Here is a 14,777-nt window from a genome sequence, read left to right on the forward strand (position 1 = left end):
GCACGAGAAAAGCCCCTCGCTCTCGCGAGGGGCTTTCCCTGTCGGTGCGCCGCCAGGGACTCGAACCCCGGACCCGCTGATTAAGAGTCAGCTGCTCTAACCAACTGAGCTAGCGGCGCCTGCTGACGTGACAGACTTTAGCACCAGGATCCGTGTGAGGAAAAATCGATACGACCGGGCCCCGACGGCACCCCTGACCTGCTCAGGAGCAGGAACCGGGCAGGCTCGTCACGGTGCCGGTACGAGGTCGGGCGACCGCGTTCCGTACGCGCGGACGGCTCGCCCGTACGCACGCCCACAGCAGCACCTCGGGACCCGGCAGCCACGGATGCCGGCCGTCGGGCGCCACCACCCAGCGGGGCCCCGGACCGGTGCCGTGCACCAGCGACGGCACGGTGACCGCGTCGCCGAGCCCGTGGCAGATCAGCGGGGGGACGGCGGGCGCGGCGTCTCCGGGGGCCGAGCGGCCCCACTCCTCCCAGGACAGCAGGGACGGCAGCCGCTGGGCGGTGCCGGGCAGGGTGAACAGCATCGTCCGGCCCCGGTGCGTGGCGACCGGCCCGGAGCCCGGCCCCTCGAACCACAGCCGGTCGAGCATGCGCCTGCCGAAGACCGCGGGCACGTTCACCACGTCGAAGACGGTGCCGCAGGGCAGTACGCCGGGGGCGGTCGGGCGGTCCGCCCAGAGGGCGAGCGTGGAGCGGGGATACGGCCCGGCCGAGGCGAGCCATCCGGCGCCGGCGGCGGTGATCCGCGCGCCCCGGTCGTGGCCGTGCTCACGGAGGCGGCCGTGCTCGCGGAGGTGGTCGAAGGTGTCGGTCCGGCGCTCGTCGCAGGCACCCGGACTCACGGGGGATTCGTCTCGCAGCCATGCGCTCATGACAGCCAGGTCTACCTGGAGTGACGATCCGCTTCCGGGCAGTTGCGGAAAGCCGGGACGGGGCGGCGGGGGAGGGCGTAACCTACGCCCCGGCATATGCCAGAGAGCCGGACGGGCGGGCACGGCTGTCGGCGTCGGCGGGGGCGCCGTGACGCGGGCGAGCCCGTGAGGCCGAGGGGCCTGCTGCGCGCGACGGGCCGGGTTCGCCGACAGTGGCACCGCGCCGACGCGGGCCGGCCGCCGCTCACTCCCCGGGCGTGCGCCCGTTGCGCAGCAGATCGCGCCCGAACTCGACCATCTTCCGGGCATAGTCCTCGGTCCACTCCGCCCGCTCGGCGATGTCCGCCTCCGTCAGCCGGTCGAACCGGCGCGGATCGGCGAGCTGCGCGGCGGCGACGGCCTGGAACTCCACGGCACGGTCGGTGGCGGCCCGGAAGGCCAGCGTCAGCTCGGTGGCGCGGTCCAGCAGCGCGCCCGGGTCGTCGATCGACTCCAGATCGAAGAAGCGCTCGGGATCGGAGGCCGCCTCCGACGGCTCGAACAGCAGCGGGGCGGGCCGCAGCCGTCGCCGACTCGACTCGGATTCCGCCATGTGTCCTCCTGCTGTTCCTGGTACGGGGCCTTGTGCTCTCGTACGTGCCGATTCGGCCACCGTCCATTGTCCCGCCCCGCGCAAGAGGGCCTCACGGCTCGCCCGGCGCCCTCGATGGGACGGGCCCCGGCGGAGGTCCCGCCGGGGCCCGGAAGCTCCGGCAAGGTGCCCGTCCGACGGGCCGGGCCCCTCACGAATCTCCGGAACCGACCACGGATCTCTCCCCCCAGCCACCCCATCTGACCCGTCATCATCTTCCGTCGCAACCCCCGGGGACGGCGCCGGGAGGCGATATTGTCCGATGCAAAAGACCGTGTCACGATCGAAAAATTATTCGCCCTGATGGCAGTGAGGTGTTCATGAAAAGGACACGGCGCCTGGTGGCTCACCTGGTGGGCCGCAAGCGGGTCAGCGGACGCTATCCCTACTGGCCCTACCACACGCGGTAACCCGACCGGCTCGGCGCAGAACACCGATCGCGGGATTCCTCACGGAGGGGTCCCGCGATTCACCGTGATCCACCGGGGGAGGGCGCATGGCACACCGCGAGAGGCCCCGTCGGCCGCCGGGCCCGCGCGGGCACTGGCTGACGGGCAACACCCGCGCGTACGAGGCCGACCGGATCGGCTTCCTGCGCCGCTGCCACCGCGAGTACGGCGACGTCTTCTCGTACGACGACCACACGCTCTTCGTGATCGACCCGGACCTCACCCACGAGGCACTCACCCGCACGGGCGACGCCTTCGTCACCGAACTGGCACCCTTCGACACACGGCGCGATCTCGACCGGGCCGCCACGCACGCCACCTCCTGGATGTCCGAACGCCGATCCGCGTGGCCGGGGCTCAACCGGACGGCGGCGGCCACGACCGACGACCTGACCCTCGCGATCCTCGACACGGTCGTCGCCGAGGCGGCGGGCCACGAGGTCGACGTACTCACCACCATGCGGACGCTCGCCGCCCGGACGATCGCCGCGTACTGCTTCGGCGCGGACTCCACCGGCGTCCCCGAACTGCTCCACGAGACCGTCCGCGCCACCGAGCCGTTCGCGGAGTCGTCCCGCGAGTTCCCCGCGTGGCTGCCGCTCCCGCGCCACCGGCGCTTCTTCCGTACCAACCGGCTCCTCGGCGAAACGCTGAGCCGCCTCGTCCGGGAACGGCGCGCGTCGACCTCCGACGCGCCCCCGAAGGACCTGCTCGGCTCCCTTCTCGCCGCCGAACCGGCCCCGTCCGACGCGGCCCTGGCGTCGACCCTGCACAGCGTCCTCATGGGCGGCCACGGCATCCCCGCCGCCGCACTCACCTCCGTCGTACGGGAACTCGCCCGCCGGCCCGGCCTGGTCGCCGACCTCCGCGCCGAGGACGGCACCCGGCTGGCCGAGGCGGTGGTCCGCGAGACGCTGCGCCTGTATCCGCCCGCGTGGCTGATGACCCGTACCGCCCGGACGGCGACCACCCTGGGCGCCTGGTCGCTCAGCCCCGGCGACGACGTCCTGCTCAACCCCTACCTGATCCACCGGGACCCCCGCTGGTGGCCCCGCCCGGACGAGTTCGACCCCACCCGCTGGCTGAACGGCCATACGGCCCCCGGCCGCGCCTACCTCCCGTTCGGCGCCGGACCACGGGTCTGCCTGGGCGCGGCCCTGACCCTGCGCCAACTGACCCTGACCACGTCCCGGCTGGCCCACCGCTTCACCATCGAGTCCCCGAACGCCCCGTCGGCGAACCCCCGGTTCGTCGACCGCCTGGCCCCGGCGGGCCTGCGGGCCCGTTTCGTGCCGGTGGTGCAGTAGCCGGTCAACTGCCCTTCCCGCCCGGCATATGGGGTGTTGCGCCAGGTGCGAGGGCAGTGGACGCCGACTTCTGTGGCGTACGGGGCGACGACACGGTGGGCATTTCTGAGGGGTGCGGCAGCAGGTTTTGACCGGGGTACGCTCGCCGTTCACCTGATGCCGGTTCGAGGGACGTAGTGATGGCTGTGACCCGGCCACGTGTGGGTGTCGCCGTGCTGACCATGGGTGACCGGATGCCCGATCTGCTGGCCCTGCTGGAGTCGGTGGCCAAGCAGGACGAGCCCGCCGCCCGGGTGGTCGTGGTCGGCAACGGCACGGCCCTGCCGGGGTTGCCCGACGGGGTGACCGCGATCGAGCTGGGGGAGAACCTCGGCGTGGCCGGCGGCCGTAACGCCGCCTGGCGGCGGCTGCGCGAGTTCGGGGACGTGGACGTGCTCGTGGACCTGGACGACGACGGGTTGCTGATCGCGGCAGACGTGTTCCGTCGTATCGCGGACCTGTACGAGGCGGATCGCCGTCCGGGCATCGTGAGTTTCCGGATCGCGGACGAGACCGGCACCACCCAGCGGCGCCACGTGCCCCGGCTGCGGGCCAAGGACCCGATGCGGCGGGGGCTGGTGACCACGTTCCTCGGTGGCGGCCACGCGCTGTCGATGCCGATGCTGGAGCAGACCGGCGGCTGGCCCGACGCGTTCTTCTTCACGCACGAGGAGACGGACCTCGCCTGGCGCGCGCTCGACCGGGGCTGGGACGTTCTCTACGAGCCGCAGCTCGTTCTCCAGCACCCGAAGACCTCGCCGGCCCGGCACGCGGTCTACTACCGGATGACGGCCCGCAACCGGGCATGGCTGGCGAAGCGCCATCTGCCGGCCCCTCTCGTGCCGGTCTACCTGGGGGTGTGGGTGGTGCTGACCGTGTTCCGCATCAGGTCCCTGGCGGGGCTGCGCGCCTGGCTCGGGGGATTCACCGAGGGCGTACGGACCAGCGGCGGCCCTCGGCGCCCCATCAGGTGGCGCACGGTCTGGCGGATGTCCCGCCCGGGCCGACCGCCGGTCATCTAGACGGGCGTGAACTCCCCGCAGACCGATACGGGCCACGTGCGGATGAACTCGTGGAACGGCTAAAGGACGAAGGCTCATGAGCGGTCGGCCGGCGCGCTCGCGCTCTACGGGTGGGAGGGGCTCAGTGTTCCTTCCATAACGTCGAGCCGAGTGGGTCTGACGAGAGCCGGTAGACAGAGATCCCTATGGAGATGAGGCCGAGGAGGACCGCGACTGCGAGAAGCGCTGCGGCAACGCAGGCCGTCCAGTCGCTCAGGACGAGGATGTCCTGCGTGCTCCGGGCGGGATTCCGCCGCATCAGCGGGGCGCTCACTCCGACGATGACGGGGAGAATGTGGCGCGCGCGGCCTCGACGTCGTACGTCTCCAGCCCCGCCTTCAGTGCCATCAGCAGCTCGATGTCCTGACGAGCCGACGGGTCGGTTTCCCGGAGAACTCGTCCAGCCGTGGCGATGGTTGCCGAATCATGGGCAGCACGGATCAGGCTGTTCTGAGCAGCGCGACTCCTGGCTACGAGGTCGCTGAGCTGCGCACTGTCCATGAGGATGGTGACGACGGCCGTGGTGACTCCGTCAACTGGCTCGGAGAATTGACCCGTTACGTGAAGGAGAACGGGCAGTCCCGGAACGGCCGGATCGCCCTCCGACACTTCGAAGTGGAAGGCGGCCTCCGACGCGTGCATCGGCTCACCACCCCTTCGGTGTGAAGCGAACGGTCTTCCCGCCCAGCTCCACGTCGGTGCAGACGGTGTAACCAGGCGCAAGGGCCGCGAGCAACGCCAGCCCTCGTCCACCGAGGGACTCTTCGTCTGCGGCTCTGGGCTGCGGCAACTCGTTCGACACATCCCAGATCTCGATCGACAGATCGGGAAAAACAGCCACGCTGTACGTCGGACCGGCGCCGTGCAACACGCAGTTGGTGGCAACTTCGCTCACCAACAACTCGCAGACCTGCACAACGTTGCCCGTGCAGGCGGTTCTGGCGAGCTGCTGCCGTACCCATTCCCGGGCGGAAGAGACCGAGTCCGGATGGCGGTTGAACAGCGCTTTCGCCAATGGAACTCGTTTTTCTGCGGATTGCTGCTCTGACAGCATGACGGCCTCCAGGACGCGGCCAGGTCGAGCCGCGCTTGATGGACACGCACCGCGACGGGCGTTGATCGATGCGTGACAGCCAGTGTGGTGCGTACGCAACTGCGTACGCAACCGTAGGGCTGGAAATTCCCTCGGACGTGCTGAAGCCAACCTGCTCCGCGCTACCCTGCGCATGACGCCGGGAGGCGCAAGGAGGGATTGCCGTGGGACTGAACCTGGCAGCGGCGGCTGCTCGCCGCCGCTTCGGCAAGGCACTTCGACAGGCGCGGGACGGCACGACTGCCACCGGCAAGAAGGTGCAGCAGATCGAGGTCGCCCGCGCGATGAAGCTCAAGTCGTACGACCGCTACTCGCGGATCGAACGAGGTGAAACGTGGCCCAAGGACGCCGAGTGGCGGGTCATCTGCAAAGTCCTGAGACTTGATGAGATGACCAAGGCGACCCTCAGCGCGATGCGCGTCGAGGGAATGGCTATCGAGGACGCCTGGTGGGAGGAGTTCCAAGGCGTCGTCCCGGATTCTCTGATCAAGTTCGTCGCCCATGAGGACAGCGCGTCCCGCATGACCGCGCTCGCCGGCAACGTCCTGCCCGGCCTGCTCCAGACACCCGCGTACGCGCAGTCTCTTGTGCTGACCCTCAGCAGTACCGTGATGACGCCGCACGCTGCGGACCGTTCGGCCTCGATGCGATCCCAGCGGCGCATGATCTTCCAGAAGTCCCCGGCGCCCGATGTCGAAGCGGTGTTCTCCGAGGGGGCGTTGCACCAGGTCGTCGGTGGCCCCGCGGTGATGGTCGAGCAGCTTGACGCCCTGATCGAGGATGCCGTTTCCGGCCGAGTGCGCTTCCGGATCATCCCCTTCACCGCACCTGCCACGCTGACGTACATGTTCACGCTCATGGAATTCCCGGGGCAGGGTGAGACCCCTGTGGCGGCTTTCGATCAGATGACCGGTATGGATTTTAAGGACAAGCAAGGGGACGTCCGGAGCATCAAGGCATACGTGGAAGCTCTGCGGAATGTGGCGAAGGACGAAGTGGCATCGATTGAGATATTGAGGGCCCGGCGAAAAGAGATGGCGTGTGAATGATAAATTGAGGACCCTGGAAGCCCTGCTGGCTACTGATATTCCGGACAGCGCATACGTGAAGTCGTCCCTCTCCGGGGGGACGGGGCAGGACTGCTTGGAGGTGGCTCGCGTGCCGGGTCTGGGGTGGGTTCTGCGTCACTCGGTTCTGACCGAGCATCGCATTCCCCTGACGGAGGCCGAGTACGACGCCTACGTCGGGGGAGTGCGAGCAGGAGAATCGGGACTGGTTCCCGGCGTCTGACGTTTCGCACGAACGCCGAAGTCCCGCCATCGAAAGGGGGCGGGACTTCGGCTTGCGTACCGGCCCGCCGGCATCGGGCCGTACAGCCCGATTGCCTATCGCCGACAAGCCTCCTTGTGAACAGGGTGCGCGGCCAACTCGACGTTGCAGTCGGAGGCGGCGGAGAAGTCGCCGCTCGCGCGAGCCGCCGCTCGCTGCTTCGCCAGTGCGGCGCAGACACCACAGCCCGGGGCGGGGGCAGGGGGCTTGGCGGGGAGGGGCAGGTGAACGGGCGGGTCCATCGCGGTCCGGAGTCTCCTCACTTGAATTCCATCCCTCGACGCTGTTGTGTCGGCATGGATGAGATGGTTCCAGTGTCTCGGCCGCGCGGACAGCCACATTCTCGTTGTGGAATAAAGTCAACCTCGATAGGTCCCGGCCCACTCGGACAGCCTCTGCCGCGCTGACGCGCCGAACAGGGCATGACGTTCAAAAGACGAGAACACGGCAAGATAGTCGGCGATGTCTCGGGAATCCTGAAACACCATGCGGCCGGTGAAGTTCTCCACCGTCGCCAGTCGTTCGTCATAGACGGTAAACGTGTTCATCGGGCCGCGGGGTACCTGGGAATCAAACGGAATCACACCCACGCGCACGTTCGGCAGGTATGAGAGGGAGGCGAGTCGGTCGATCTGTATGGCCATGGCCGCAGGTGGCACGATCGCCCATCTCACCGCCTGCTCGGTGAGCAGGAAGGTGAACGATTTCGATGCGTCGTGAAGAACCGCTTGTCTCTCCAATTTTCGAGCCACCGTTTTTGAGGTGTCGCCGGGAGAGTGCTGCAAGCTGGCACGTATGTACTCCGGCGTTGCCAACAAGCCGGTGACCATGGCCGGGAGGAAATACCGGAGGAACGTCGCCTCGGCCTCCAGAGCGGCCAGTTCTGTCTGCCGCTTCTCCAGGCCTCTGCGCCATGTTGACCGTTTGTCCTGCCACTCGGTGTTGGCCATTCTGGCCAGAGATGTGACTTCAGCCACCAGTTCCGGTGGAACGTCAAGCGCTCGGAGGATGCGTTCCACATCGACGAGTGTGGGTATCCTTCTCCCCGTCTCAAACTTACTGATCTGAGACTGGGACATGTTGCAACGCTTGGCCAGCCGGTCTCCGGTGAGACCGGCTGCCCTGCGCATTTCTCTCAACTTCTTGGCCAGATCGCTCTTCGACCGGCCTAGTTGGTCTGGATCGAACGTCACCTATGTTCTTTCACGTACTCCGCGAACGGAACGGACGCGGCAAGCGCGATGCGCTTCCACTCCCGATACGAGGTGACGTCGCCGTCGAACGTTTCCCGGTCGATCTGCGTTCCGTCGGGCCGAAAGTTCAGATGAACGACGCCCGTGTCGTCGAACATCCACCAGTCGGTCGTGCCGAGGGGCAATCCGTGGTCGTGGTCGGTGACATCGAGGATCCGGATGTCTTCCCCGGCCGCGATGTTTCCGGGAATGCCCCAGGCGAACTGATAGCGCTGATAGTCGGTGAGGGGTTGCCGGACCGTGCGGACCCGGCCGATCCGTCGCCCTGACGAGACGTAGTCGCGCACACGACCGTGCCAACGCGCGTTGTGGTCGGCCGGCTTGCTCTCGCCTCTGAGGAATCGGGCGACGTTCTCCGTCTCCCGAGGCATGGTGTAGGTCGGCTGGGTCTCGAACCGCCACGCGTCGTGCGTGAAGGAGTCGAAGGTCCTCTGCCACTCGTCACCATCCAAGCGCACGAACGGCCTCCCTCAGGACGTGCTCGGGGATCTCCACAAGACCCTCTCCCTCCGGGGCGGCGAAGCCGTTGAAGACATCGCCCTGTACGACGAAGGAGCCGCGCCCTTCGTGCCGGTAGACGTTCGGGCAGTCGTTGTCGTCACAGTTGGGTCCGTCGGCTTTGCCGGTGAGCCGGATCAGTCCGCCTCGCGTCATGGTATGCCCCTGTCTCTCAACCCTCTTGGGCTTTGTCTGCGGTGACGCTACGGAGTCGGGCCCTTCCACGTCCATGCCAACTCTGGATTATTCCCGTTCCGGCATAGACGATCTTGTTGGCCGACGGCTGCGGCGTGGTTGGATCGGAACTCCCCAGGAAGGCGCGGGGACCGAATCCCCGTATGCTCAGGGAAAGGAATGCATCATGGGTGCGAACCCTTCATTCGAGTTCATCGGCCTGTCCGCATGCCGCCCTCGATCAGGTGTCCAGAACTGCCCGGAAGTCGCCGCCAACGTACCCGGCGTTGTTGCCCTCCGCGACAGCAATGCTCCCGAATCCGTCGTGGTGATGACGACGGAGTCGTGGTCGCTGTTCACCGACGCCGTGAAGGCCGGGGAGTACGACATCACGGCATGACCTGAGAGGCCACTGTGCAGAAGTGCCCACGCTGCGCCACGGGGTGCGTGACGGACCCCGAGACAGGGTGGGTCTTCTGTCTGATGTGTGGTGAGTCCCTCGCGCCTCCGGAACCCCTGCCGTGTTCCGGTCCGGAACCCTGGAAAGGCAAGTCCACTCAATTGCCTTACCGGCCACGCCGACACTGAACCGGCAACGACAATCTCCGCCGCTCGTCTCCCTCGTGGCACGCGGCGGGGAACCCTTTTCCTCTTGAACTCTCCCGGTCACGTGACCGGTGGAAGACTCACCTTCGTAGGTCCGGGACCCGTCACGCCCCCCACCTCACCCGGTGTTCCGCCAAGTGCGACAGCACCGCGTGGTTGGCCTCCCAGCCGTCCGGGAACTTGATCGTGACTCCCAGCTGGACCGGTTCCGTCGAGGGGTGTTCGTCCAGGAGTTCCGGGACGCCCGCGCGGCAGACCACGACGCAGGCGTGCCGGTGGCGGGAGGTCAGGACGCACAGGCGGCCCGTCTCCAGGTGGAACGCCGTCGCGTCCGGGCGGCCCGACAGGGGGTGCAGGACCACCGTGACGTCGAACTCGCGGCCCTGGAGCCGGTTGGCCGTGTCCACCGCCACGCCCGTCACGCCCAGCGCCGCCAGGGCCGCGCGGATCGCCGCGGCCTGGTCGCGGTGGGCCGTGCCGACCGCCACCCGGTCGGGGGTCAGCGGCGCCGGGTCCGGGCCGCGTTCGCCCGTCGTCGCGCCGCCCCGGTCCAGCAGCCGCCGGACGACCAGGGCCACGGCCCTTACCGCCTCCGGATCCGTACGGGGTGTCCGCCGGGCGGGCAGTTCCAGGAGGCCCCAGCCGGACGCCGCCGCTTCGTCCACGACCCGGTCCGGGCCGGAGCCGTCGGACGGGACCGCGAAGGTGAGCCGGCGGTCGGCGGGGCCCGTACCGCTGCGGAACGGGGTGTACGGGTAGAACGCGTCCGACACCAGCGGCGCCGCCGACGCGGGCAGCCGCCACGACACCGGCAGCCGGTGCTGCGGCAGTTCGGGATTGTGCGCGAGGAGTGTGGCGACCGCGCTCGCCGAGGGGTCGTAGCTGAGCCCCGCCCACTGGTCGGCGCCGACCACGCTGAACGGGTCCAACTGGCCGGGATCGCCCACGAACAGGGCCCGTTCGAAGAGCCCGGCGACGGCGAGCAGCGCGTCCGAACGCATCTGGTAGGCCTCGTCCACGATGGCGTGCCGCCACGGCTCGACACCCTGTACGTGCGCCCACTTGGCCGCCGTCGACACGACGACGTCGAGCCCCGCCAGATCGGCCGCCTTCGCCGACTTCCGTACGGAGTCGAGCGCGTCGAGCGACGGGTCGTACGGATCGGGGTCGTTGCTGTGCAGCCGCCCCACCGGCAGGTCCGGGGCCTTCTCGGCGAGCCGGGTGACCAGGTCGTCCACCTGGGCGTTGGTCTGCGCGACGACCATCAACGGCCGCCCCGCCGTGGCCAGTTCGAGCGCGGCGCGCACCACCAGCGTCGACTTGCCCGCGCCGGGCGGCGAGTCGACCACCACGCCCCGGTGCGCCCCGTACATCGTGTCGTGCAGGATCGCGTCGGTGGCCAGCGCCGCCTCGGCGCCGGGATCGAAACCGGCCCGCTCGCCCGGCCCGGACAGGGAGGTCGTGGTCACAGGAAGTCCTCCTCGGTCACCGGGTCGGGCAGCGGCCCCGGACGCGGCGCGGGCAGGTCGGAAGAACGATCGGAAGCCTGTACGGCTCCGAGGACGGGACCGGGCACGCCGGCGGCAGCGGCAGCGGCGACCGCCGCACCCCCGTCCGGCGGGCCCCCGTGCGTCCACGGCGTCTCCTCCGCCGACGGCAGCTTCGGACCGCCCCGCTGGTCGTGCTCGAACAGCGTCCAGGCGATCCGCTCGCCCTTCTCCGGCAGCGACCCCTCGGCAGGCTCCCGCCCCCGGCCCATCCGGTCGAGCAGCCGCACCACCAGCAGGCCCTCCCCGTCCGGCTCCCACCCCACGAACTCCGCCGACTGCGGCCTGCCGTCCAGCGACCGGTAGACCTTCGTACGCTCGCCCACCTGCGGGCGGTCCCCGGTCCACAGCGTGACCAGGGGGCGGGGGCTCGGCCGCTTGCTCTCGCTGTAGGCCATCACCACGTCCGTCACCTCCGCGACGAACGCCTCACCCGCCAGCCTGCGCCCCGCCAGCACCAGCGGGTCGTCCAGCGCCTCCTGCGCCTCCAACTGCCCCTGCGCCGTCTCCCGCGCGGCCAGCTTCTGCGCCGCCGTCACCGCGTCGTCGTGCCGGGGCTGCGGCGGCTCGCCCGACCGCACCCGGTCCCGGTGGCCCGTGAACGACCAGCGGTCCCGCGTCCACCGGTCCGCGACCCGCGCCCCCTCCGGCAGCTCCCGCACCAGGTCCAGCCCCCGCCACACCGCGTCCCACGTCGGCCGCGTCTGGCTCTCCAGCAGCCGCCGGATCTCCCGCTCCGCCCTGGTCAGCCGCCCCAGCTGCTCGTCCGCGCCGGGGCCGTCCTCGGCCGCCCCGAGCGACTGGCGCGCCCGGTCGTACGTGTCGATCGCGGGCGCCAGCAGCCGGTTGTCGAACGCCGGATCCGTGGCCGGACCCGCCGGCGGGCAGCGCAACTGCCCCCGGGCGTCGCGCTCCGTCTCCGCCCGCAGCGCCGCGTCCCGGCCCGATCCGCCGTCCGGCGGATCGATCCAGGCCAGCAGCGCCCCCAGATGCTGGTCCTCCAGATTCGACTGCCCGGTCGCCCAGTGCCGGTTCAGCAGATCCGTCGCCGCCAGCAGCAGCGACGAACCCGGCACCCGCGCCCGCTCGCCGTAGTGCGTCAGCCAGCGGCCCAGCAGCGGCACCCGGGCCGGCGCCGGATACGGGGTGTCCGGGTCCTGCTCCGCCGTACGCCGGAACCGCATGGAGCGCCCCAGCAGCCGTACGAAGTCGATCCCCGGCCGGTTGGGGACGATCAACTGCGGCGCGTCCACGCACAGTTCGACCTCGACCTTGACGCGCTTGCCCGTCTCCGGGTCGGTCTCGCCCCGCTCGGCGGGCTCCACGTCGTCCGCGTACGCGTCCAGATACGGCAGCAGGGCCTCCGCCAGATCGGCGAGGAAGGCGAAACGCAGATCGCGGTCGCGCGGCTGGGCCACGGTCAGCAGCCGGGGCGCATCCCGCTCCGTACCGACGAGCGCCCCCAGCGGGGCACCGGCCTCGCCCGCCGTGGTCAGCGGCACGAACACCAACGGGCGGTCCGACAGCCGCCGGTGGCGGACCGTCGCCAGTGGCTGCGCGCGTCCGCTCTCCACCGCCTCCAGCCGGGCCAGGGTGTTGATCAGCGACATCAGGCGACCGCGCCCTCGGTGAGACCGCCCCCGGTGAGCGTGCCCTCGGCGGCGGCGCGCGCGGTGGCCAGCGCCTCGGCGCGCAGCGCGGCGGCCCGGCGCAGCGCCACGACCGTAGGATCGTCGTCCGCCAGCCCCGGGGTGTGTGCCCCGCGCGCCGCCGCCAGCACCGCGCCGACCGTCGTCAGACCGCCCAACTCGCCCCGTACACCCCGCCCGAGCGCCTCCACGGCGCCCGCCGTACGCGCCCGGCCCCGGCAGTGGAAGGCCAGCTCGCACGCGGACAGACACTCCGGCGCGTACGCCGCCGGGACGGAGTCGACCGCCGCCGTCAGCTCGGCCGGCGAGCAGCGCGCCAGATCGAAACGGGTGCCCTCGGGCAGGGCCGCCGTGATGTCCTCGATCCGGGTGAGCCGCGTCAACTGGCGCCGGGTCACGGAGAGTTGCTTGCGTACGTCCACGACCGACGCGGTCGGCAGATTGGAGAAGTCCCGCGGGCAGACCAGCAGCACCGAGTGGTCGACCCGGGCGCCGGCCAGCCGCCCGGCGACCCGCTCCAGCGCCAGCACGTAGACGGCGGCCTGCCGGGCGGCGGCGCCCACCTTCGACGGGTCGGCCGAACTGTCGATCATCGGGAAGGACTTGATCTCCACGACCGTCCACCGGCCGTCCGGGCGGACCACCACGGCGTCCGGCTCCAGATACGCGGGCGAGCCCGCCACCTCCAGCGCGAGCAGCGGGTGCACCAGCAGCGTCCAGGCGCCGTCCGCGCCGCTCTCCCGCGCCGCCCCGGCCGCTTCCGTCGCCTCGCGCAACGCCAGTGCCGTCCGCGCGGCACGCCCCTCGGGGCCGACCGCCGCGAGATCCGGGACCCGTACCTCACCGGGCACCGGCGCCGGCAGGCCCGCGCCCATGCGCTCGTGCAGCAGCCGCAGCAGCTCCGTACCGCCGTCGGCCTTCACCCGGGCCTCGAACGCGTTCCCCCGCATGAACGCGAACTGCGACTGCCCGAACGGCGCCGGGGAGCCGAGCGCCGCCGCGAGCGCCGTCTTGTCGACCCCCGCGCCGTCCAGCAGCGCGCGGCGCCCGCAGCCGGGGTTGGCCGCCAGCGCGGCCAGCGCGCGGGCGTCCAGCGGATGCGGCGCGACGTCCGGTCCGCGCAGCTCAGCGAGCCGCTGCCGGAGCGTCGTCGGTCGCGGCTCCGGTACCGCTGGGGTTGCCGGTGCTGCCGTGGGTGCGGGTGCGCTGCCCGGGGAATCGCTCACCCGCCGAAGTCTCGCACCCGTCACTGACAATCGGAGGTTTGACGGGGGAGTCGGCCGTACTTCCCGCCGCCGCGGCCGGGACCGACTCACGCGGCTCACGCGGCTCACGCGGCTCACGCGACTCGTAGGACTCGTGCGACTCGGACAACTCGTGCGACGACCGTGTGGGCCCCGGCGGCGGCGCCACCCGCGCCACGAACGCGTACCGGCGGGCCAGGTACGCCCGGCACCGGTCGGCGGCCCGCAGCGACGGCGCCGTCAGCAGCGCCCCCGCGCCCATCACCGCGGCACCGGCCACCGCGTCGAGGAAGTAGTGGTTCGCCGTCCCCATCACCACGACCACCGTGACCAGCGGATGGAGGACACCGAGGACCCGCAGCAGCGGCGTCTTGCCGTACCGCCACAGCAGCACCCCGCACCACAGCGCCCACCCGACGTGCAGACTCGGCATCGCCGCGTACTGGTTGGTCATCCCGCCCAGCCCGCGCGGCGCGCTCGCCTCGGCACCCCACCAGCCGTACGAGCTGTACTGCGCCATCGTGTCGACGAACCCGTAACCGGCGTCGAGCAGCCTCGGCGGGCACGTCGGGAGCAGGGTGAAGCCGACCAGGCCGAGCAGGGTGGAGACCATCAGCCAGGTACGCGCCGCGCGGTAGCGCGCGGCGCGGCGGCGGAAGATCCAGATCAGGACGGCCGGGGTGACGAGGTAGTGCAGCGTGGCGTACGCGAAGTCGGCCGGTATGCCCAGGGCGGGGACATCGGTGAAGAGGCGGTTGAGAGGGTGTTCGGCGTTCAGTCGGAACGCCTTCTCTATTCGGAGGATCGCCAGACCGTGGTCGACGGCCGTCGACACGTCACCGCGCGCCAGCAGCCGGCCGGCCGAGTACGCCCCGTACACCACTGCCAGCAGCAGCAGTTCGGCCCACCAGCGGGGCCGCCGGGAGGTGCCGGCGTGGACGGTCTGCGGCATCCGGAACGCTCTCTCTCATGTATTCACGCGGCCTTCCGCCGACGTTCAACCGTACGGCGTAGGCG

At 70.4% G+C, this 14,777-nt stretch carries 16 protein-coding genes and 1 tRNA gene; 5 read left to right on the plus strand and 12 right to left on the minus strand.

Features of this window, described 5'->3' with window-relative positions; all coding sequences use genetic code 11:
* Positions 1-45: 45 nt before the first annotated feature.
* The 3 genes from OG875_RS20615 to OG875_RS20625 all read right to left on the minus strand — a co-directional run bounded on the left by OG875_RS20615 (position 46) and on the right by OG875_RS20625 (position 1,472).
* Positions 46-119 (minus strand) — tRNA-Lys (locus OG875_RS20615).
* An 83-nt stretch (positions 120-202) separates the two neighbouring features.
* Positions 203-880, minus strand: a complete 678-nt coding sequence (locus tag OG875_RS20620; RefSeq protein WP_330175693.1) for a bifunctional DNA primase/polymerase — start codon at positions 878-880, stop codon at positions 203-205.
* Between the two features lie 244 nt (positions 881-1,124).
* On the minus strand, positions 1,125-1,472 hold the full coding sequence (locus tag OG875_RS20625) for a hypothetical protein (RefSeq protein ID WP_330175694.1): 348 nt from the start codon (positions 1,470-1,472) through the stop codon (positions 1,125-1,127).
* Positions 1,473-2,007: 535 nt separating this feature from the next.
* Between OG875_RS20625 and OG875_RS20630 the strand changes: the two genes are divergently transcribed.
* Both OG875_RS20630 and OG875_RS20635 read left to right on the plus strand, forming a co-directional pair.
* Positions 2,008-3,267 carry a cytochrome P450 gene (locus OG875_RS20630; RefSeq protein ID WP_330175695.1) on the plus strand — a complete coding sequence of 420 codons (1,260 nt, stop codon included), beginning with the start codon at positions 2,008-2,010 and terminating at the stop codon, positions 3,265-3,267.
* A 179-nt stretch (positions 3,268-3,446) separates the two neighbouring features.
* Positions 3,447-4,328, plus strand: a complete 882-nt coding sequence (locus tag OG875_RS20635) for a glycosyltransferase family 2 protein (protein WP_330175696.1) — start codon at positions 3,447-3,449, stop codon at positions 4,326-4,328.
* Between the two features lie 309 nt (positions 4,329-4,637).
* On the opposite strand, the gene OG875_RS20640 is transcribed toward OG875_RS20635, so the two are convergent.
* A complete protein-coding gene (locus OG875_RS20640; protein ID WP_330175697.1) occupies positions 4,638-5,009 on the minus strand; it encodes a hypothetical protein in 372 nt (123 codons plus the stop codon).
* 4 nt (positions 5,010-5,013) lie between these two features.
* Positions 5,014-5,421 carry an ATP-binding protein gene (locus tag OG875_RS20645; protein WP_330175698.1) on the minus strand — a complete coding sequence of 136 codons (408 nt, stop codon included), beginning with the start codon at positions 5,419-5,421 and terminating at the stop codon, positions 5,014-5,016.
* Positions 5,422-5,624: 203 nt separating this feature from the next.
* Between OG875_RS20645 and OG875_RS20650 the strand changes: the two genes are divergently transcribed.
* Both OG875_RS20650 and OG875_RS31035 read left to right on the plus strand, forming a co-directional pair.
* Positions 5,625-6,509 (plus strand): helix-turn-helix domain-containing protein, encoded by an 885-nt coding sequence (locus tag OG875_RS20650; RefSeq protein ID WP_330175699.1) that lies wholly within the window; start codon positions 5,625-5,627, stop codon positions 6,507-6,509.
* Between the two features lie 55 nt (positions 6,510-6,564).
* Positions 6,565-6,750 (plus strand): DUF397 domain-containing protein, encoded by a 186-nt coding sequence (locus OG875_RS31035; protein ID WP_443079275.1) that lies wholly within the window; start codon positions 6,565-6,567, stop codon positions 6,748-6,750.
* A 398-nt stretch (positions 6,751-7,148) separates the two neighbouring features.
* On the opposite strand, the gene OG875_RS20655 is transcribed toward OG875_RS31035, so the two are convergent.
* From OG875_RS20655 to OG875_RS20665, 3 genes are read right to left on the minus strand one after another with little or no spacing between them, the layout of a single operon-like run.
* Positions 7,149-7,982, minus strand: coding sequence for a helix-turn-helix domain-containing protein (locus tag OG875_RS20655; protein ID WP_330175700.1), 834 nt, complete (start codon positions 7,980-7,982; stop codon positions 7,149-7,151).
* Complete coding sequence (locus OG875_RS20660; protein WP_330175701.1) at positions 7,979-8,500, minus strand: DUF6879 family protein; 522 nt, start codon at positions 8,498-8,500, stop codon at positions 7,979-7,981. The genes OG875_RS20655 and OG875_RS20660 overlap by 4 nt, the downstream gene beginning before the upstream one ends.
* Positions 8,484-8,696 (minus strand): hypothetical protein, encoded by a 213-nt coding sequence (locus OG875_RS20665; RefSeq protein ID WP_330175702.1) that lies wholly within the window; start codon positions 8,694-8,696, stop codon positions 8,484-8,486. The genes OG875_RS20660 and OG875_RS20665 overlap by 17 nt, the downstream gene beginning before the upstream one ends.
* Positions 8,697-8,901: 205 nt before the next feature.
* Here OG875_RS20665 and OG875_RS20670 point away from each other — a divergent pair, with 205 nt between their 5' ends.
* Positions 8,902-9,114: a DUF397 domain-containing protein gene (locus OG875_RS20670; RefSeq protein ID WP_330175703.1), complete on the plus strand. Its 213-nt coding sequence runs from the start codon at positions 8,902-8,904 to the stop codon at positions 9,112-9,114.
* Positions 9,115-9,424: 310 nt separating this feature from the next.
* Here the strand turns inward: OG875_RS20670 and OG875_RS20675 are convergent, their stop codons facing one another.
* The 4 genes from OG875_RS20675 to OG875_RS20690 all read right to left on the minus strand — a co-directional run bounded on the left by OG875_RS20675 (position 9,425) and on the right by OG875_RS20690 (position 14,712).
* Positions 9,425-10,693, minus strand: a complete 1,269-nt coding sequence (locus tag OG875_RS20675) for an AAA domain-containing protein (protein WP_330177834.1) — start codon at positions 10,691-10,693, stop codon at positions 9,425-9,427.
* A gap of 92 nt (positions 10,694-10,785) precedes the next feature.
* Complete coding sequence (locus OG875_RS20680) at positions 10,786-12,477, minus strand: hypothetical protein (protein ID WP_443079156.1); 1,692 nt, start codon at positions 12,475-12,477, stop codon at positions 10,786-10,788.
* Positions 12,477-13,742: a hypothetical protein gene (locus OG875_RS20685; RefSeq protein WP_330175704.1), complete on the minus strand. Its 1,266-nt coding sequence runs from the start codon at positions 13,740-13,742 to the stop codon at positions 12,477-12,479. Before OG875_RS20685 ends, OG875_RS20680 begins: the two co-directional genes overlap by 1 nt.
* The gene (locus OG875_RS20690; protein ID WP_330175705.1) at positions 13,642-14,712 is read right to left on the minus strand and encodes a phosphatase PAP2 family protein; all 1,071 of its coding nucleotides are present in this window, start codon (positions 14,710-14,712) and stop codon (positions 13,642-13,644) included. Before OG875_RS20690 ends, OG875_RS20685 begins: the two co-directional genes overlap by 101 nt.
* Positions 14,713-14,777: the final 65 nt, after the last annotated feature.

The sequence above is a fragment of the Streptomyces sp. NBC_01498 genome, assembly GCF_036327775.1.
Lineage (GTDB): Bacteria > Actinomycetota > Actinomycetes > Streptomycetales > Streptomycetaceae > Streptomyces.